Origin of the sequence: Microbacterium sp. Ag1 (assembly GCF_001005635.1) — a bacterium.
GTDB lineage: Bacteria > Actinomycetota > Actinomycetes > Actinomycetales > Microbacteriaceae > Microbacterium > Microbacterium oxydans.
This window is the reverse complement of sequence record NZ_LBCR01000030.1, coordinates 258447-277439: the sequence shown is the minus strand read 5'-3', so window position 1 is coordinate 277439 and position 18993 is coordinate 258447. Positions and strand designations below refer to the sequence as shown.

18 protein-coding genes are annotated in these 18993 nt (G+C 68.2%); 8 read left to right on the top strand and 10 right to left on the bottom strand.

The features are described from left to right. Positions 1-2175, bottom strand: coding sequence for an ATP-dependent DNA helicase RecG (locus tag AAY78_RS11620; protein WP_046748449.1), 2175 nt, complete (start codon positions 2173-2175; stop codon positions 1-3). A gap of 61 nt (positions 2176-2236) precedes the next feature. Between AAY78_RS11620 and rsmD the strand changes: the two genes are divergently transcribed. Continuing rightward, the gene (gene rsmD, locus AAY78_RS11615; protein ID WP_046748448.1) at positions 2237-2854 is read left to right on the top strand and encodes a 16S rRNA (guanine(966)-N(2))-methyltransferase RsmD; all 618 of its coding nucleotides are present in this window, start codon (positions 2237-2239) and stop codon (positions 2852-2854) included. Here rsmD and thiL read toward each other — a convergent pair. Further along, the gene (thiL, locus tag AAY78_RS11610; protein WP_046748447.1) at positions 2824-3819 is read right to left on the bottom strand and encodes a thiamine-phosphate kinase; all 996 of its coding nucleotides are present in this window, start codon (positions 3817-3819) and stop codon (positions 2824-2826) included. The two genes, rsmD and thiL, sit on opposite strands and share 31 nt — an antisense overlap. A gap of 23 nt (positions 3820-3842) precedes the next feature. On the opposite strand from thiL, the gene AAY78_RS11605 reads away from it, so the two are divergent. After that, complete coding sequence (locus tag AAY78_RS11605) at positions 3843-4325, top strand: DUF3515 domain-containing protein (protein WP_046748446.1); 483 nt, start codon at positions 3843-3845, stop codon at positions 4323-4325. A gap of 20 nt (positions 4326-4345) precedes the next feature. Here the strand turns inward: AAY78_RS11605 and AAY78_RS11600 are convergent, their stop codons facing one another. From AAY78_RS11600 to leuC, 6 genes are all read right to left on the bottom strand, one after another. Continuing rightward, the gene (locus AAY78_RS11600; RefSeq protein ID WP_046748445.1) at positions 4346-5428 is read right to left on the bottom strand and encodes a D-alanine--D-alanine ligase family protein; all 1083 of its coding nucleotides are present in this window, start codon (positions 5426-5428) and stop codon (positions 4346-4348) included. Further along, positions 5334-6467: an NAD(P)H-dependent glycerol-3-phosphate dehydrogenase gene (locus AAY78_RS11595; protein WP_046748444.1), complete on the bottom strand. Its 1134-nt coding sequence runs from the start codon at positions 6465-6467 to the stop codon at positions 5334-5336. The genes AAY78_RS11600 and AAY78_RS11595 overlap by 95 nt, the downstream gene beginning before the upstream one ends. Next, entirely contained in the window at positions 6457-7221 is a 765-nt protein-coding gene (locus tag AAY78_RS11590) for a lysophospholipid acyltransferase family protein (RefSeq protein ID WP_046748443.1), read from the bottom strand. Before AAY78_RS11590 ends, AAY78_RS11595 begins: the two co-directional genes overlap by 11 nt. Next, complete coding sequence (gene murA, locus AAY78_RS11585) at positions 7218-8585, bottom strand: UDP-N-acetylglucosamine 1-carboxyvinyltransferase (RefSeq protein WP_046748442.1); 1368 nt, start codon at positions 8583-8585, stop codon at positions 7218-7220. Before murA ends, AAY78_RS11590 begins: the two co-directional genes overlap by 4 nt. A gap of 65 nt (positions 8586-8650) precedes the next feature. Then, entirely contained in the window at positions 8651-9247 is a 597-nt protein-coding gene (gene leuD, locus AAY78_RS11580; protein WP_046748441.1) for a 3-isopropylmalate dehydratase small subunit, read from the bottom strand. A gap of 3 nt (positions 9248-9250) precedes the next feature. Continuing rightward, a complete protein-coding gene (leuC, locus tag AAY78_RS11575) occupies positions 9251-10693 on the bottom strand; it encodes a 3-isopropylmalate dehydratase large subunit (RefSeq protein WP_046748440.1) in 1443 nt (480 codons plus the stop codon). A 205-nt stretch (positions 10694-10898) separates the two neighbouring features. On the opposite strand from leuC, the gene AAY78_RS11570 reads away from it, so the two are divergent. After that, complete coding sequence (locus tag AAY78_RS11570; RefSeq protein WP_046748439.1) at positions 10899-12194, top strand: O-acetylhomoserine aminocarboxypropyltransferase/cysteine synthase family protein; 1296 nt, start codon at positions 10899-10901, stop codon at positions 12192-12194. Then, complete coding sequence (locus tag AAY78_RS11565; RefSeq protein ID WP_046748438.1) at positions 12191-13504, top strand: LLM class flavin-dependent oxidoreductase; 1314 nt, start codon at positions 12191-12193, stop codon at positions 13502-13504. Before AAY78_RS11570 ends, AAY78_RS11565 begins: the two co-directional genes overlap by 4 nt. Positions 13505-13521: 17 nt before the next feature. On the opposite strand, the gene AAY78_RS11560 is transcribed toward AAY78_RS11565, so the two are convergent. Together AAY78_RS11560 and AAY78_RS11555 are read right to left on the bottom strand one after the other, a co-directional pair. Beyond that, positions 13522-14019 carry a DUF427 domain-containing protein gene (locus AAY78_RS11560; protein WP_046748437.1) on the bottom strand — a complete coding sequence of 166 codons (498 nt, stop codon included), beginning with the start codon at positions 14017-14019 and terminating at the stop codon, positions 13522-13524. 49 nt (positions 14020-14068) lie between these two features. Continuing rightward, positions 14069-15073 carry a TerC/Alx family metal homeostasis membrane protein gene (locus AAY78_RS11555; protein ID WP_046748436.1) on the bottom strand — a complete coding sequence of 335 codons (1005 nt, stop codon included), beginning with the start codon at positions 15071-15073 and terminating at the stop codon, positions 14069-14071. Positions 15074-15354: 281 nt separating this feature from the next. Here AAY78_RS11555 and AAY78_RS11550 point away from each other — a divergent pair, with 281 nt between their 5' ends. The 4 genes from AAY78_RS11550 to AAY78_RS11535 all read left to right on the top strand — a co-directional run bounded on the left by AAY78_RS11550 (position 15355) and on the right by AAY78_RS11535 (position 18961). Continuing rightward, entirely contained in the window at positions 15355-15915 is a 561-nt protein-coding gene (locus AAY78_RS11550; protein WP_046748435.1) for an RNA polymerase sigma factor, read from the top strand. Continuing rightward, the gene (locus tag AAY78_RS11545; protein ID WP_046748434.1) at positions 15912-17054 is read left to right on the top strand and encodes a DUF4349 domain-containing protein; all 1143 of its coding nucleotides are present in this window, start codon (positions 15912-15914) and stop codon (positions 17052-17054) included. Before AAY78_RS11550 ends, AAY78_RS11545 begins: the two co-directional genes overlap by 4 nt. 117 nt (positions 17055-17171) lie before the next feature. Continuing rightward, positions 17172-17720 (top strand): helix-turn-helix domain-containing protein, encoded by a 549-nt coding sequence (locus AAY78_RS11540; RefSeq protein ID WP_046748433.1) that lies wholly within the window; start codon positions 17172-17174, stop codon positions 17718-17720. After that, the gene (locus tag AAY78_RS11535; RefSeq protein WP_046748432.1) at positions 17720-18961 is read left to right on the top strand and encodes an MFS transporter; all 1242 of its coding nucleotides are present in this window, start codon (positions 17720-17722) and stop codon (positions 18959-18961) included. Before AAY78_RS11540 ends, AAY78_RS11535 begins: the two co-directional genes overlap by 1 nt. Positions 18962-18993: the final 32 nt, after the last annotated feature.

Sequence of the window (18993 nt, the reverse complement as noted above, 5' to 3'; positions counted from 1 at the left end):
TCAGTTCTTCGCCAGCGCCGCCCGATCCTCGTCGCTCACCCGGCGCCCGATGGCCTCGCGGAGACCCGGGTGATCAGCCAGCTGCGGGTCGGCGGCGAGGATACCTTCCGCGACCTCGCGTGCGCGGGTGATCAGCCCTGCGTCCTTCACCACCCTGAGCAGCTTCAGAGAGGAGCGAACGCCCGCCTGGGCGGCGCCCAGCACGTCGCCTTCGCCGCGCAGCTCGAGATCGACCTCCGCCAGGGCGAACCCGTCGAGAGTCGCCGCCACCGCGTCGACGCGCTCACGGGCCAGCGTGCCCGCCTCAGCCTCGGTCACGAGCAGGCAGAGCCCTGGCACGCCGCCTCGACCGACCCGGCCGCGGAGCTGATGCAGTTGAGAGACCCCGAACCGGTCCGCGTCGAGGACGATCATCGTCGACGCGTTCGGCACGTCGACGCCCACCTCGATCACGGTCGTGGCCAGGAGCAGATCGATGTCACCGCGTGCGAACGACTGCATCACGGCATCCTTCTCATCCGCTGGCATACGACCGTGGAGCACGGCACGCCGCAGTCCACCCAGCGTCGGATGGGTCGCCAACGCCTCATCGAGCTGCACCACGCCCCAGCGCGGCCCTGACGCTCCCTCCGGAGCGAGTGCCTGCTGCTCCCCCGCCTCCGTCGTCTTCTTGGCCGTGTCGATCGCGGCGCACACCGCGAAGACCTGCCGTCCCTGGGCTATCTCCTCGGCGGCGCGCTCCCACACACGGTTGAACCACCCCGGGTGCTCTGCGAGCGGGGCGACGAAGGACTCGATGCCGGCACGCCCGGCCGGCATCGTGCGGATCACGGAGGTGTCGAGGTCGCCGAAGACGGTCATCGCGACCGTCCTCGGGATCGGAGTCGCGGTCAGCACCAGCGCGTGCGGACTCGATCCCTTCGCGCGCAGCGCCTCGCGCTGCTCGACGCCGAACCGATGCTGTTCGTCGACGACGACCAGACCGAGATCGGCGAAGGTGGTCTTCTCGCCCAGCAGCGCATGAGTACCCACGACGATCAGTGCCTGACCCGAAGCGACCCGCAGGGCTGCCTTGCGGCGATCGGCCGCCGGCATCTGACCGGTCAGGAGTGTCGGCATCAACAGCGGCGCGAGATCGGGACCGAGCATCTTGGTGATCGAGCGAAGGTGCTGCCCCGCGAGCACCTCCGTCGGCGCGATCAAGGCGGCCTGGCCGCCGCTCTCCGCCACCTGCAGCATCGCCCGCAGAGCGACCAGGGTCTTGCCGGAGCCGACTTCTCCCTGGACCAGACGGTTCATGGGCCAGGCGCCCACGAGGTCCGCGGCGATCTGTCGTCCCACCGTCTCCTGGTCGGCGGTGAGCGTGTACGGGAGGCTTGCATCGAAACGTTCGAGCAACCCGCCGGGCATCGAGGGGCGAGACGTGGCGGCCAGCGCCCGGATCGCGTCGCGCTGCTGCAGGAGCGCCGTCTGCAGGGTGAGGGCCTCATGCATTCGCAGCGTCCGCACGGCCGGATCGATGTCGTTCCGTGTCCGCGGTCGATGCACGAGCTCCAGCGCCTCGCGCGCGGTGAGCAGTTCTTCGCGCTCCCTGATCTCCGCGGTCAGGGGATCGGGCGCGTCCACCAGGTCGTCGAGAACCCGACCGACCAGTCGGGCGATCTGCCATGTCTGGATCGCGGACGTGGCGGGGTAGATGGGGATCGGCACGGTGGCGCGCGCGTCGGCGCTGCGACGGGCGGCGTCCTCATCATCGAACAGCTCGTACTCGGGGTGGGCGAACTGCGTCACGCCGTTGAACTCCCCGACCTTGCCGGAGAACACACCGCGACGACCGACTGCGAGATCCTTCGAGCGCCACTCCGCCGCGCCGACGTTCTTCGCGAAGAACGTGAGAGACATGCGTCCGATGCCGTCGCCGATCACGACGTCGACCATCGCACCGGGACGGTTCCGCATCCGTCGGAAGCTCGAGGAGAGCACCTCGGCCACGATGGTGACTGTCTCGCCGAGCGGGAGGTCACGGATGGGCGTCAGCTCTCCCGGATCGGCGTAGCGGCGAGGGTAGTGGGACAGGAGGTCGCCGACGCTCTTCATGCCGAAGGCCCGACCGAGCGTCTTGGACGACGCCGCACCGATGGCGTCCTCCAACGAGGAATCGAGCGTGAGCGACATGCTCCGAGTCTAGGGAACACGACGGACACGGCAGGCACTCGAGCTGTCGTATCGTGAACGGGTGACGAGGATCATCGCAGGCAGCGCCAGAGGGGCCCGGCTCGAGGTTCCGGGCTCGGGAACCCGACCCACGAGCGACCGTGTACGCGAATCGCTGTTCGGCGCGCTGGAGTCCCTGAGCGCCATCGCCGGCGCACGGGTCCTCGACCTGTACGCCGGTTCGGGCGCCCTCGGACTCGAGTCGCTCAGCCGTGGAGCAGCGAGCGTCGAGTTCGTGGAACGCGGCCGCCAGGCCGCAGCCATCGTCCGACGCAACGCGGAAGTCGTCGCGAAGGCGGGGAGCCTCCCGCTCGGGCGCGTTCACGAGAGCACGGCGCATGCCTTCCTGCATCGCGCCGTCGGACCCTACGACCTCGTGTTCAGCGATCCGCCCTACGACCTCGACGACGCGGCCATGACGGCAGACCTCGTCGCGCTCGCACCGCTGCTGTCCTCGGACGCCGTGGTGGTGGTGGAACGAGCTCGTCGGTCCACGCCTCCGGACTTCGGCGCCGCGAACCTGGAGCAGTTCCGCGAGAAGTCGTACGGCGACACGAACCTGTGGTGGGCCGAGCCGGCGACGGAGGACGAGGACCCTGGCCCCATGGGTCAGCCCGCGGCCGAGTCCCAGTCCCGATAGGGATCCCAACCGCTGAGGTCGACCGGCTGCTCATCGCACAGCAGGTCCTCATCGCCGGCGGCGCGCACCCTGCCGATGGCTCGGAACGCCGGCGGCAGGAGCCCCTCGGGAAAGGTGGCGAGCAGCGCGTGATCCTCTCCCCCGGCGAGAGCTCGCGCCGGATCGGTGCCGAGGAGCGCACTGTCGAGGGCGATCGTCACGCCGGACGCGGCAGCCATCCGTCGCGCATCGAGAGCCAGCCCGTCGGAGATGTCCATCATGGCGGTCGCGCCGGCCGTCGCCGCCACCGCGCCGAGACCGATCGGGGGCGACGGGCGCAACTGCGCCTTCACGGCTTCGCTCTCGCCTGCTGCGAGAGCGCCAGGGTCGACGGGCACCGGCACATCCCCATCCCGGAACCTCCCGAACAGAACGGCGAGACCGCGTGCCGCGTGACCTAGCTCCCCGGCGACGGCGACCACGTCACCAGGACGTGCGCCGCTCCGCGTCACCGCTGCGCGTCCCTCCAGGTCGCCCAGGGCCGTGACCGCGACGGTCAACGTGTCGGAGACGGTGAGATCACCACCGACGACCGCACAGCCCGGCGCGAGCGCGGCACAGGCATCCCGGAAGCCGTCGGCGAGTCGCTCGACGAAGGAGACTCGTAGTTCGCGCGGCACCGCGAGTGCGACCAGGAGCGCCGTCGGGCGCGCGCCCATGGCAGCGACGTCCGCGAGATTCACCGCCGCAGACTTCCAGCCGAGGTCGTATCCGCTGGACCAGGCGAGGCGGAAGTCGGGGCCGTGCACCAGCGTGTCGGTCGTCGCCACCACGGAGCCCGACGGGGTCGCTATCACTGCGGCGTCATCGCCCGGCCCGATGAGCGCGTGCGAGGCGGCCGGCGTGCGTGACAGTATCGCGCGGAGGATGCGCCCTTCGGGCACATCTCCCAGGCGTGGATCGTCGGCGTCGGGTCGGGAGGGCATGCTGTCAAAGGTAGCCTGGAAGCATGCCCCGTTCCCGTCGCCTCGCTGCCCTCGCCGGAGCAGCGGCACTCAGCGCTGTGCTCGCCGGCTGTGCGACCACCGTGCATCTCGAGCCCGCAGCGGATGCGAACAACCCCGCATGCGCGAACGTGTCTGTACTGCTCCCGGAGAGCGTCGGCGGTCTCGATCGCGTCTTCACCGATGCGCAGGCGACAGGTGCGTGGGGAGACCCCACGGTCGTTCTGCGCTGCGGCGTAGAACCCCCTGCTCCGTCCGCGCTGGTGTGCACGACCATCGGAGGAGTCGACTGGCTGGTCCTCGACCAGGAGGAGGAGCGTCAGCGCCTCGTCACGTTCGGTCGCGACCCTGCGGTGGAGGTCACGATCAAGCGCGGCGAGCAGATCGACTTCCAGACCATCGTCGACAAGATCTCGGCCAGCATCCAGTCGGGGCTTCAGCCTGCCACCGGGCAGTGCACTGATCGCGTCGAGTTCCCCGCGGGCTGATCCCCCGGGGAACCGGACGCTCAGCGGCGAAGGCCGGCTTCGACGAGCTCGGTGATGAGATCGCCGTAGCTCAGACCCGACGCGACCCAGCACTTGGGGAACATCGAGATGGGCGTGAACCCCGGCATCGTGTTGAGCTCGTTCACCACGAGTTCGCCGGAGGGTGTCAGGAACATGTCGACACGCGCGAGCCCGCGCCCGTCCACCGCCTCGAAGGCCTGGACGCCGATCTCCTGGATGGCGGTGCGCTCCGCCTCAGTGAGGTCCGCAGGACACACGACGTCCACACCGTCCCCACCGAGGTACTTGCCCTCGAAGTCGTAGAAACCCCGCGACGTCAGCACGATCTCCCCGGGGAGCGATGCACGGACGCCGTCGACGCCCTCGAGCACGGCGACCTCGATCTCGCGGCCGCTCACGCCGGTCTCGATCAGCACCTTGTCGTCCTCGGCGAACGCCACGGCCAGCGCCGCATCGAGCTCGTCGGCATTCTCGACCTTGGAGACGCCGACACTCGAGCCCGCCCGCGCGGGCTTCACGAACACAGGAAGACCGAGGCCTGCGGCCCGCGTGCGCACGTCGGAGGCGTCACGGTCCCAGTCCTTTCGCCGCACCGTCACCCAGGGCGCGACCGGGATCCCGGCCGCCTCCAGGGCGATCTTCATGAAGTGCTTGTCCATGCACAGTGCGGAATCGAGCACGCCACCACCGGCGTAGGGAACCTCGAGCGTGTCGAAGTATCCCTGGATCGTCCCGTCCTCGCCGTGCGGTCCGTGCAGGATCGGGAGCACGACATCGATCTCACCGAGGCCCGCGACGGAGCCGTCGGTCTGCACCACACGGAGTGTGCGATCGCCTCCCGGCTCGGGCCACAGGACGCGCGTGCCGTTGTCGACGACCTCCGGGAGGTGCTCCGCGTCCAGGGGGAACTTCGCCGGGTCGTCGTCCTCGAGCACGAAAGCGCCCTCGCGAGTGATCCCGACGGGGATCACGTCGTATCGGTCGCGATCAATCGCCCCCAGAACGCCCCCCGCCGTTGCGGAACTGATCGAATGCTCGCTGGAGCGCCCGCCGAAGAGCACCACCACCGTCTGCTTGTCCATGGTTGGTCCTCTCACCCTGCGGGGTGTCGTCGTCCGTCGTCAGGTGGGGTGCGATGTCCCGCGGATCCATCTTGCCGTCGAGCACCATCTTCACCTGCTCGACGATGGGCATGTCGATCTCCGCCTCGCGCGCCAGCTGGAGGATCGGCGCGACGGACGCGAGCCCCTCTGCGGTCTGCTGCATCTGCTTCACCACGTCCTGGAAGCTGTACCCCTGTCCGAGCAGACGCCCGGCGGTGTTGTTGCGACTCAACGGGGACTGGCATGTGGCGATGAGATCGCCGAGACCCGCGAGACCCTGGAGAGTCTCCGGATGCGCGCCGTTCGCCACGGCGAAGTCGGTCATCTCCACCAGTCCGCGGGTGATGATCGACGCCTTGGTGTTCTCGCCATAGCCCACGCCGTCGACGATCCCGATCGCGACCGCGATCAGGTTCTTCAGGACGCCGCCGAACTCGGTTCCGATCACGTCGGTGTTCACGAAGGTGCGGAAGTAGCTGTTCCGTGCTGCGCGTGCGACGATCTCCGCCGTCTCCTGGCTCCGCGAGGAGATGACGGCTGCGGTCGGCTGCTCACGGGCGATCTCGAGCGCGAGGTTCGGCCCGGACGCCACGGCCACGCGATCGGGGTCGCAGCGCAGCTCCTGCTGGATGACCTGACTCATCCGCAGCCCGGTGCCGCGCTCGACACCCTTCATGAGGCTGATGATCTTCGTGTCGCTGTCGGCGATCAGCGGCCGCAGCGCCTTCAGGTTCTCCCGCAACGACTGGCTCGGCACGGAAAGATAGACCTGGTCGACGCCGTCGAGCGCGGTCGCGAGCTCATGCGTCGCAGCCATGGTGCGCGGAAGGTTGATCCCTGGCAGGTAGCGGGAGTTCCGCTTGCCCTCGTTGATCTCCTGCGCGAGCTCGGCTCGGCGCGCCCACATCGTCACCTGCGCGCCGCCGTCGGCGAGGATCTTCCCGAAGGTCGTGCCCCAGCTGCCCGCGCCGATCACGGCGACTCGTGGACCGACCGGCGCGGTTCTCTTAGGAGTCAAGGCGTCCCGTCTCCTTCTGGCCGTGGGTTGCGGGATTCCAACGTTCGGCCGGTGCCTTCTCGTCGCGGATTTCCTCGAGGAGCGCCGTGATCGCGTTCATGAGCCGAGTGGTCGCTTCGTTGAGGGCTGCCGGCTCCCCGGCGCGCCCTCGCAGATCGGACACGTCGACCGGGTCGCCGATGAGCACAGTCACGGGCTTGCGCAGCGGCCAGAGGCTCAGACCCTTCTGGTAGCGCCCCATGATCTCCTGCGTGCCCCACTGTGCCATCGGGATCAGCGGGATGCCGTCGGCGAGTGCCAGTCGCACCGCGCCCGACTTGCCGCGCATCGGCCACAGGTCGGGATCCCGCGTCAGCGTGCCTTCCGGATAGACGATCACGCCGCGGCCGTGCTCCACGAGCTCTTCCGACTGCTTCATCGTCTGACGCGCGGACGCCGCAGAAGACGTCCGGGCGACGGGGATCATGCCCGTGCGGTGCAGGAACCAGCCGAGAACGGGAACCTTGAACAGGCTCTCCTTGGCCATGAACCGCGGCGCACGACCGGCACGCCACACGGCGACCGCGACGATCAGCGGATCGAACTCCGAGTAGTGGTTGGGCGCCAGGATGTAGGAACCCTGCTGCGGCAGCTTCTCGGCCCCGCGGATCCGGATCTTCGCGATCAGCGACACCGGGGGGATGACGAGCGCCGCGAGCGGCCAGAAGATGCTCGGACGCTTCGTCTCCGATGAACGGGACGTCACGGCGGTCACCGGATGACGTCGAAGTCGGCGCCGAGCGCGTCGAGCTTGGCGAGGAACTTCTCATACCCCCGGCTCAGGATGTCGACACCCGACACCTTCGATTCGCCCGTGGCTGTCAGGGCTGCGATCACATGGCTGTATCCCCCGCGAAGGTCGGGGACCACGATGTCGGCACCGTGCAGCGGTGTGGGGCCGGTGATGACGGCGGCCTGTTCGAGGTCGCGACGAGGAACGCGCCGCGGTCCGTCCTGCAGACCCCGGGGGTGCACGACGATGTCGGCACCCATCTTCACGAGCGCGTCGGTGAAGCCCATGCGGTTCTCATACACCGTTTCGTGCACGACCGAGCGACCGTGCGCCTGGGTCAGTGCGACCACGAGCGGCTGCTGCCAGTCGGTCATGAAGCCGGGGTGCACATCCGTCTCGATCACGACCGGCTTGATGTCGCCGTCGCGACGGAACAGGATGCCGTCCTCCTGGATGTCGAACCAGCCGCCAGCCTTGCGGAAGACGTTGAGGAAGGTCAGCATCTCCTGCTGCTTGGCGCCGCCGACGAAGATCTCACCGTCGGTGGCCAGCGCTGCGGATGCCCACGATGCGGCTTCGTTGCGGTCGAAGATCGAGCGGTGGTCGTAGCCGCGGAGCTTCTCCACGCCTTCGATCACGATGACCCGGTTCGGCTCGTAGGAGATGATCGCGCCCATCTTCTGCAGCACGGCGATCAGGTCCATGATCTCGGGCTCGATGGCCGCGTTGCGCAGCTCGGTGACGCCTTCGGCGCGGACCGCGGTCAGCAGCACCTGCTCGGTCGCGCCGACGCTCGGGTACGGGAGGTGGATGTTCGCGCCGTGCAGGCGGGTTCCCCCGGTCGAGAGGCGGATGCCGCTGGGGAGCTTCTCGACGATGGCGCCGAACTTGCGCAGTGCGTCCAGGTGGAAGTCGATCGGACGGTCGCCGATGCGGCAGCCGCCGAGGTCGGGGATGAACGCCTGGCCGAGCCGGTGCAGCAGCGGGCCGCAGAACAGGATCGGGATGCGCGATGCCCCCGCGTGCGCGTCGATCTCCTCGAAGTGCGCGGACTCGACATCGCTCGGGTCGAACACGAGCGAACCGGGCTCATCGCCCTCTGAGACGCGGACGCCGTGCACTTCGAGCAACGACCGCACGACGGCCACATCGCTGATCGCCGGCACATCGCGCAGGGTGCTCACGGTCTCGCCGAGGAGCGAGGCGACCATGGCCTTGGTGGCCAGGTTCTTCGCGCCCTTGACGTCGACGCGTCCCCGGAGCGGGCGTCCGCCGCGAATGGCGAGGACGTCTCCGGTGAGTGCAGGGACTCCGTCCGGAAGAGCGTCGCGCACAGGTGTCGTCATTCGGAGCCTCACTTCATCTACGGATTTCGGGGGCGGGTTGCCCCTGGCTCCCCCGCCCCCACCGTCTACTGAACGGGAAGGGTTCGGGGCCGCCACGACTCGCGACGGGCCTCGAACTGCGCGATCTTGTCTTCGTTGCGCAGCGTGAGCCCGATGTCATCGAGCCCTTCGAGGAGCCGCCATCTAGTGTAATCGTCGATCCCGACCTCGGCCTGGACGTCACCGATCGACGCGGTGCGCGCCTCGAGGTCGACGGTCATCTTCGCACCGGGATTCCGGTCGATCTCGGCCCAGAAACGCTCGAGATCCTCTTCCGAGATCGTCGCGGCGAGCAGGCCCTGCTTGCCCGCATTGCCGCGGAAGATGTCGGCGAAACGCGGGCTGAGCACGACCTTGAAGCCGAAGTCGCGCAACGCCCACACGGCGTGCTCACGGCTGGAACCGGTGCCGAAATCGGGACCGGCGACGAGCACGGAGGCACCCTGGAAAGACGCCTGGTTGAGCACGAACTCGGGGTCCTGCCGCCAGCCGTGGAACAGTGCGTCTTCGAAGCCGGTCTTCGTGACGCGCTTCAGGAACACCGCAGGGATGATCTGGTCGGTGTCGACGTTCGAACGCTTCAGCGGAGCGGCGATGCCGGTGTGGGTGGTGAACTTCTCCATGGGTCAGAACCCTTCCGTCAGGTCGCTCGGGCTGGACAGGGTGCCGCGGATCGCCGTCGCAGCGGCGACGAGGGGCGACACGAGGTGAGTGCGCCCTCCCTTGCCCTGACGACCCTCGAAGTTGCGGTTCGATGTCGATGCGCAGCGCTCCCCCGGGGCCAGCTGATCGGGGTTCATGCCCAGGCACATCGAACAGCCGGCGAAGCGCCACTCCGCACCGAAGTCCTTGATCACCTTGTCCAGGCCCTCGGCCTCGGCCTCCAGGCGCACTCTGGCGGATCCGGGCACCACCATGACGCGGACGCCATCGGCCTTCTTCTTGCCCTGGATGATCGATGCGAACGCGCGCAGATCCTCGATGCGGCTGTTGGTGCACGACCCCATGAAGACCGCGTCGACCGGCACCTCCTTGAGAGGAGTGCCCGGAATCAGATCCATGTACTCCAGGGCGCGCTCGGCGGCCGCGCGCTCGTTCGGGTCGTCGATCTCGGCGGGATTCGGAACCGCGGCGGAGAGCGAGCTCCCCTGTCCGGGGTTGGTACCCCACGTCACGAAGGGCTCCAGCTCGTCGGCGTCGATGAAGACCTCCGCGTCGAACGTCGCCCCGTCGTCGGTCGGGAGCGTGCGCCAGTAAGCGACGGCATCGTCCCAGTCCTGGCCCTTCGGGGCGTGCGGGCGGCCCTCGAGGTAGGCGAAGGTCGTCTCGTCCGGCGCCACCATCCCGGCGCGGGCACCGGCCTCGATCGACATGTTGCAGATCGTCATGCGACCCTCCATGGAGAGCGCTCGGATCGCACTGCCGCGGTACTCGAGGACGTAGCCCTGACCGCCTCCGGTCCCGATCTTCGCGATCACGGCCAGGATGATGTCCTTCGCCGTGACGCCGGCACGCAGAGTGCCCTCGACGTTGATGGCCATCGTCTTGAAGGGCTTGAGCGGAAGCGTCTGGGTCGCCATGACGTGCTCGACCTCGCTGGTGCCGATGCCGAACGCCATCGCACCGAACGCGCCGTGGGTGGACGTGTGCGAGTCACCGCAGACCACGGTGATCCCGGGCATCGTCAATCCGAGCTGAGGACCGACGACGTGCACGATCCCCTGCTCCGCATCGCCGAGCGAATGCAGACGCACACCGAACTCGGCCGCGTTGCGCCGGAGCGTCTCGATCTGCGTCCGGCTGGTCAGGTCTGCGATCGGCTTGTCGATCTCCCACGTCGGGGTGTTGTGGTCCTCGGTCGCGATCGTCAGGTCGAGGCGCCGCAGTGGACGCCCCTCGCTGCGCAGGCCGTCGAACGCCTGCGGGCTGGTGACCTCGTGCACGAGGTGGAGGTCGATGTAGATGAGGTCGGGCTCCCCGTCCTCGCCCTTCACGACGAGGTGGTCGTCCCAGACCTTCTCGGCGAGTGTCCTGGGGCGTGCGGAATCCGCACCGGCGGTGGTGGTCATGGCGTGTCTCCTGTGGCTGGCGGTTCGGCCCACGATGGACTCCGCGACGAGGAGGGGCTCAGAACGAGGTCTCGTCGCGGCGCCTAAGAAGAAGGAGCACGGTCCGCATGACGTCAGATTACCACCGCTCCGACATGCCCCGACCCGTCATGACACTCTGAGGACACCCGCACCAGCTGCGCATCGACCGACCGAGAGGCACCGCATGACCGTCGACACCGCCCGCTTCGCCACCCGCGCGGTCCATGCGGCGAGGAGCAGAGAGACGGCCGCCTCGCGGGCCACGCCGATCTACCTCACTGCGGGCTTCGAGTTCGACGACTTCGACCACGCGGCGGATCATTTCAGCACCGGTGCCGGATTCGGGTACACCCGAACGGGGAACCCCACGGTGCGCGCGGTGGAGCGTCAGCTCGCCGCTCTCGAGTCGGGGGCGGACGCGGTTCTGGTCGCGAGCGGGCAGGCCGCCGTGGCGACGGCTCTGCTCACCGTCGCGGGTGCCGGCGATCACATCGTCTCCTCCACGCACATCTACGAAGGCACGAGGGGCCTCTTCCTCGACAACCTGGCCCGACTCGACATCGAGACCACGTTCATCGACGACATCTCCGACCCGGAGGCCTGGCGTGCCGCGATCCGCCCGAACACGCGGGCACTGTTCGCGGAGTCGCTCGCGAACGCCCGCAACGACGTTCTCGATGTGCGCGGCGTCAGCGACATCGGCGACGAGCACGCGATCCCGCTGATCGTCGACAACACGCTGGCGACGCCGGCGCTGCTGCGTCCGATCGAGCATGGTGCGGCCATCGTGGTGCACTCCGCTTCGAAGTTCCTCGCCGGGCACGGATCCGTCCTCGGCGGTGTGATCGTCGACGACGGCCGTTTCGACGCAGACCTCGCCGGCCACAATGCACCCCACCTCGTCCTTCCCGGTCGTGGTGACACGCCCAGCGTCTTCGCCCGCCACGGCGGACGCGCACGGATCGGGTACGCGCGAGAGTCCGTGGCCCCGCGATTCGGCGCTTCCCCCTCGCCTCTCAACGCCTTCCTGATCGGGCAGGGCGTGGAGACCCTGGGGCTGCGTGTGGAGAGGCAGTCACGGAATGCACTGCAGATCGCGCAGTGGCTGGAGCAGCACGCCGAAGTCGAGAGCGTGGACTACGTCGGGCTCCCCTCCCACCCGGATCACGAACTCGGGCGACGGTATCTCGATGGTGGCTCCGGCTCGATCTTCACGTTCACGTTGCGAGGGGGGCTTCCGGCGGCTCGAAGATTCGTCGAGCACGTGCAGGTTTTCACGCACATGACCCACATCGGCGACGTGCGCTCTCTGGTGCTGCACCCAGGAACGACGAGTCATGCCCAGCGGACCGAAGAGGAGCGCGAGGTCCTCGGCGTCCGTCCGGGAACTCTGCGACTCTCGATCGGCATCGAGGACGTGGACGATCTCATCTCCGACCTGTCCCACGTGCTGCAGCACGTGCGGGAGACGGTGGCATGAGCCGCCCACAGCACTTCGGCTGGTTCCTCGCGCGCGGCTTCGGGCCGCAGGGGTGGGGCTACCCCGCGCTCGATTGGGACTACGACTGGACGCGCCCCGACGTCTATCAGCACGCCGCACGCACGCTCGAACAGGCGGGGTTCGATCTCGTCATCATCGAGGATGCGCCGTCGCTGGGATCGCCCTCGACGATCGACCTGCGCGTGCGGCATGCGTTCGGCGGCCCCAAACACGACCCTCTTCTCCTCGCGCCCTACCTCTTCCAGGCCACCAGGCACCTCGGCGTGGTGCCCACCGTCAACCCGGCGGCCTACCTCCCGTACACCGCGGCGCGGCAGTTCGCGACGCTGCAACACCTGAGCGGACACCGGCTGGGCCTCAACGTCGTCACCGACACGGGCAGCGCACGGCACTTCTCCGACGCGGCGCAGCTCGGCCACGACGAGGCATACGACCGGGCAGAGGAATGGCTCTCCGGTATCCGCGCCCTGTGGCGCAGCTGGGATGACGGCGCATTGCTCGCCGACCGTGAGACCGGTGTCTTCGCGGACGGCAGCCGGCTGCGGGCCACCGAGCATCGCGGCGAGTACTTCGCCTTCGACGGGCCGCTGAACGCCGTGCCCTTCACCGACGGGGATCCCGCGATCGTCTCACCCGGCGGTTCCGGCCGCGGGCTCGGCTTCGCAGGCGCCAACTCCGATGTGCAGCTCGCGCTCGCTCCGTTGCACGAGAAATCCGTGCGAGAGTATCGCGCCAAGGTGCACGATGCCGCGCTCGCGAAGGGAAGGCGACCCGAGGACATCAAGATCCTCTTCGCCATCCAGCCCGTGATCACGTCGTCGAGCGAGGAGGCCGATCGGATCGTCGCGGCGTCGGCGCAGCCCGACGATTCCGCCCTCGTCCAGATCGCGCGCAAGCAGTCGAGCGACCTCGAGACCGATCTGACCTCCCTCGACCTCGACGAGCCACTCGACATCTCCATCTTCGGAGCGCACGTCTCCCGTGGAAGCATCCAGCGTCTGGTCGGCGATCGCGACCAGGATGCCCCGTTGCGCGCTCACCTCACAGCCCTCGCCCGCACCGGCAGGATCACGGACCGTACGGGGTTCGTCGGGACCGCGCACGAGTTCGCCGATCTGATCGAGGAGCTCGGCGAATGGGGCAACGACGGCGTGCTGCTCTGGGGCGACTTCCATCCGGTGACCCTCCACCGAACGCTCGACGAGCTCGTCCCCGTCCTGCGTCGACGCGGCATCCTCCGGCGCGAGTACGCGGAGGGCGGCCTGCAGGCGAACCTCCACCAGTTCTGACCGATTCCGACCGAGCCTCACCAACCCCGCGAGCCGGGAACGCCCTTGAAGGGGCCGACGACCCACGAGGTGACCCAGCCGCCGTAGAACCCGCCCGGCTGCGGAGAAGCGACCTCGTCGCCGACGGTGCACTCATCCATCTGCCCCGCGTACACGGCGACCCGATCGGACAGGATCTCGAACCCGCGAGCCGGCTGCGGGTAGGTCCAGGCGGCTCCTGGGCGCACCGTGTCGCCGGCGCGCACATCGAAGTATCGTGCGGAGCCCTTGAACTCGCAGAACGACGAGCCGGCGGCGTCGACGAGAGCACCGGGGACGAAGTCCGCGATCGGAAGATAGTAGACCGGAGGATGACTCGTCTCCAGCACGCGGACGGCGTCCACCGTGTCGGCGATCAGCTGGCCGCCGAGCCGGATCGTGATGCGCTCCACGACTGCCTCGACACGCGGTGGCCTCGGGTAGTCCCAGACGGATTCCTGCCCAGCGGCGGGGGCGATGGGGCGCGGCGTGTGCATCTGCTCACCCTACGTCTGCTCGCGATATGTCGCGCGATACCGTGCCACGTCATTCGACGGGGGTCGTGGTCCTCGCCGCCCGCTTCTCACGCGCGGAGGCGATGAGGCTCGCGACCGTGGCGATGGTCATCGACGCCAGGATCACGCCGAGCGAGACCATGTTGCTGATGTCGGGGACCCATTCCACGTGCTCCCCGCCGTTGATGAACGGCAGTTCGTTGACATGCAGGGCGTGCAGGATCAGCTTCACGCCGATGAAGCCGAGGATGACGGCGATGCCGTAATGGAGGTAGCGCAGGCGATCGAGCAGATCGCCGAGCAGGAAGTACAGCTGACGCAGACCCATGAGCGCGAAGATGTTCGCCGAGAAGACGAGGAAGCCGTTCGTCGTGATCTCGAAGATCGCGGGGATCGAGTCGATCGCGAAGATCAGGTCGGTCACACCGATCGTGATGAAGACGATCACCATGGGCGTCCACATCCGCTTGCCGTCGACCGTCGTGCGGATCTTCGAGCCGTCATAGGTCTCGCTGATGTCGACTCGACGACGCAGCAGACGGACGATGAAGTTCTCGCGTTGCACCTCTCCCTCGTGGTCACCCTCCGGCATCGCCTGACGGATCGCGGTCCAGATGAGGAACGCGCCGAAGATGTAGAAGATCGGCGAGAAGTTCTCGACGATCGCGACACCGGCCAGGATGAAGAGCCCGCGCAGCACCAGCGCGATGATGATGCCGATCATGAGCACCTGCTGCTGCAGGCGCCGCGGTACGGCGAACTGCGCCATGATCAGCACGAACACGAACAGGTTGTCGATCGAGAGGCTGTACTCCAGTGCCCACCCGGTGATGAAATCGCCCGCGTTCTGCCAGCCGCCGACGTTGCCGAGGAGCACCGCGAACAGCAGCGCGAGGCCGACGTAGAACACGACCCAGAGGGTGGACTCCTTCGTCGACGGGATGTGCGGCCGAAGCCGGATGAGCAGCAGGTCACCGATCAGGATGATCGTGAGGACGACCATCGAGGTGATCTCGAACCAGACGGGGATTTCCAAGGGCGCACTGGACCTTTCGCGGAGGGGTCGGGAAGGAGTCGAAAGTCTCTCCCCCGCACGGATGTGCGTCGCGCGCCCGGAGCAACGATGACGGTGCTCGTGATGACGGACGCGCGTTTGCGGGATACTCCCTCTCGCCCGGGCAATGCTACCCGAGGCACGGGGCGAGCGGGAACGGATTGCATTCGAATCTCATCCGCCCGCTCGGCATGGACCACCGATCTGAGACGATGGGGCGGCGATCGACACTCTCCTCGTGAGAGACACCGAACGGAACCAGGATGCCCCTGCACACAGATGATCAGAGATGGGCGGCGCAGGCCGCGGGCGGCGACGAGAGCGCCTTCCGCGAGCTGTACCGCGCTCACGTGCGACCCGTGTACTGGATCGCTCAGGGAATCCTCGCCTCGTCGGCGGATGCCGAGGACGTGACACAGGAGACGTTCGTCGTCGCCTGGGGGAAGCTGCCCGACCTCGAACTCCGGGGCGAGTCGATCCTTCCGTGGCTCGCCACGATCTGCCGGTTCCAGGCGGCGAATCGGCTCCGGCAGCGTCGGCGAGACCAGGCGCACACCGCCGAGGCCGTCGACGAAACACTGCTGGCGGACACGGTGAGCGTCGAGGAACAGGTCATCACCGCGGAGCTCGCGGCGCGGATCACCCGCGAGGTGGGCACGCTCAGCGAGTTGGATCGTGAGGTCTTCCGTCTGTGCGCCACGGAGGGATACGCCTACCAGGTCGCTGCGGATGAGCTCGGGGTGACGCACGCCGTCGTCCGGAACCGTCTCTCACGAGTGCGCACGCAGCTGCGAGGCGCCGTGACCGAAGCGAGGGACGCATGAACGACCAGACCACCAGCGGCGACCTGCCAGAACTCTCGGACGAGACCATCGCCCGCATCGAAGATGCCGTGTTCACAGAGATCGCCGCAGAGCGGGCGCGGGCACCGCGCACCGCGAAAGAGACGCGGTCGCGGCGACGCGGCTGGCTCACGGCAGGCGGTATCGCTGCAGCCTTCGCTGTCGGAGTTCTCGTGACCCCGCCCATCCTCAGCGCGGTCGGCGGGGCGAGCTCCGTCACCGCCGACGGCGTCAGCATGTCCGAAGACTCCGCCACGGATGCCGCACCGTCGGGTCCCGAGCGGATCACGGGTCTGACCGCCGAGTCGGCACCGGACGGCGCTCTGAGCCCGGACGCGAGCGCGGGTGCGCTTCCCGGCGTTGCGGCGAACGACAGCGGTCGCGAGATCATCGCCACGGCGCAGGCGACCGTTCAGGTGAAGGACATCTCCGAAGCAGCAGCTGAGATCGCCGCTCTCGCCGAGGAGCACGGCGGCTACGTCGAGAGCACCGAGATCGGGAAGTCGGTCGCCGTCGACGGCTCGTCCGAGCCCGTTCCAGATCCCGCAGACTCGGCATACGGCTGGATCAGCATCCGAGTGCCATCCGCCGACCTCCCGAAGGCGATCGCCGCACTCGACGACACCGGCGAAGTACTCTCCTCTTCCACCTCGAAGCAGGATGTGACCTCCGTCGCGATCGACCTGCAGGCCAGGGTCGACTCCACCAAGGCGTCCGTCGAGCGGCTCACGCAGCTGATGGCGCAGTCGGGCAGCGTCTCCGAGCTGATCGAGGCCGAGGTGGCGCTCACCGACCGTCAGGCGCAGCTCGAATCGTACGAACAGCAACTCGCCGCGCTCGACGACCAGGTCGCCATGTCGTCGCTGCAGGTGCAGCTGACGAAGGCGACCGCACCGACGACTGCCGACCCTGCGGGCTTCGGGGACGGTCTGATGGCGGGATGGAACGGACTCGTCGTGTCGCTGAATGCTCTGGTGATCGCGGTCGGCTTCCTCCTCCCCTGGCTCGCGATCGCGGGCGCCGTCGTGCTGCTCGTCTGGCTCATCCGCCGCGCCCGGCGGCGCCGGCGTCGTCGCGACCAGCAGGTCCCGTCCCAGCCCGAGGCCGCCGAAGGCAACTGATCGCCCGAAGTGGAATGGGCCGGTTCTCCTGACGTGAGGAACCGGCCTGTTCCTTGATTTTCCAAGGTATACAAGAACCCTTGTGCGTTTGACGCCGTGAGCCTAGCGTCGTCTTCCGTGGAAGACATCTCCGTTATCACCGCTGTGCACCATCCGCTGCGCCGCCGCATCTACGACTATCTGCTCCTGTACGGAACGGCACAGGTCACGGCGATCGCCCGCGCGCTGGACAGTCAGGTCGGCAGCATCAGCCATCACCTTCGCATGTTGGAGCGCGCCGGCGTCGTCGAACGCGCCCCTGATCCCGACGGAGACAAGCGCACGAGCTGGTGGAGAGTGGCACGTCGGGGTCTCACCTGGTCGACAGACGATTACGCGGACTCGCCCGCCGATGCCCTCCTCGCCCGTGAGGCGCAGCGTCAGGGTATCCGTATGCAGATCGGCCGGCTCCAGCGCTGGCATCGCCATCGCCATGACCCCGCTTACGCCGAGTACGACGGATCCAACACGGAGACCACGGCGTGGGCCTCACCCGACGAGCTACGGGATCTCTCCGCGCGGCTGCTCGAGACGATCAGGGAGTGGCAGGACGGCATCGATCTCGACGACGGCCGAGGCCGTGCTCCCGTCTTCGTGTTCGCGCACGCGTTCCCGACGGAGCCCTGATGTCCGCCGTCACCGACCCGGAGGAGATCGTCGCCCCTCCCCCTTTCCGTCGCGATCGTCTCGTGCACGCCTGGATCGGAGTGAAGGCGCTGTCGGATGCCGGCGATGCGCTGTGGACCATCGCGCTCGCCTGGACGGCCGTCCAGGTGGCCTCCCCCGCTGTCGCCGGTCTGATCGTCGCTGCCGGTACCGTGCCGCGTGCCGTGATCCTGCTGTTCGGAGGGGTGATCGCCGACCGCGCGGACCCGCGCCGCATCATGCTCGTGTTCAACGTGCTGCGCGTGGGCGTGCTCGTCGCGGTGGCGCTGTGGGTACTCGCCACCCCGCCCACCGTCTCGGTTCTGCTGTTCGCGGCGATCGCGTTCGGGGTGTGCGACGCGTTCTACGAGCCGTCCGCCGGGACGATCGCCCGTCAGCTCGTGCGAGCCGTCGACCTTCCCTCCTACGGCGCAGCAGCTCAGACGGCCTCGCGGCTGGGGACCATGGGTGGGGCGGCGATAGGCGGATTCATCGTGGCCCATGCCGGCCTTGCGGGAAGCGCGTCCGTGAACGCCCTGACCTTCACACTGGTCGTCGCCTTCATCGCGATCTGGCTCCGCCCGCGCTTCCGCCTCACCAGAGCGGAGAAGGAGTCGGCACTGCGCGGGATCGCGCGCGGGTTCGCGCACCTCGCCGAGAATCCCACGACCCGCACGCTCGTGATCGCCCTCTCCGGGCTCAATCTGGCGGTCGGCCCGGCGATCGGAATCGGACTCGCCCTCCGCGCCCATGCGGAGGGGTGGGGCGCGCAAGCCGTCGGACTCTTCGAAGCGCTGCTCGGGCTCGGTGCAGCGCTCGGCGCGATCTCCGTCGCGAAGTGGCGTCCGAGCCACGAGGCCCGCGGCGGGTTCCGGGCGCTGGTGCTTCAAGGCGCCGGGATCATTGCGCTCGGAATCGGGCCGGCGTGGAGCGTCGCCGTGGCGGCCTTCGTCATCGGCGCGACGGCTGGTTACGCATCGGTGCTGTTGAGCGCGACGTTCTCGGCCACCGTCGACACCGCCTACCTCGGCCGGATGAGTTCGCTCACGCGCCTCGGCGACGACTGTCTGATGCCGCTGGCGATGGCCGGATTCGGTGCTCTCGCGTCGTCGACGGCGCTCTGGGTGCCGTTCGCACTCTTCGGAGGAGCCATGATGGCGCTGATGATCCTGCCCCTGAGCAACCGTGCATTCCGGTCGTTGTCGTTGAGGCCCGCTGTATGAGCGACGACCACCCTGGGCAACGAGAAAGCCTC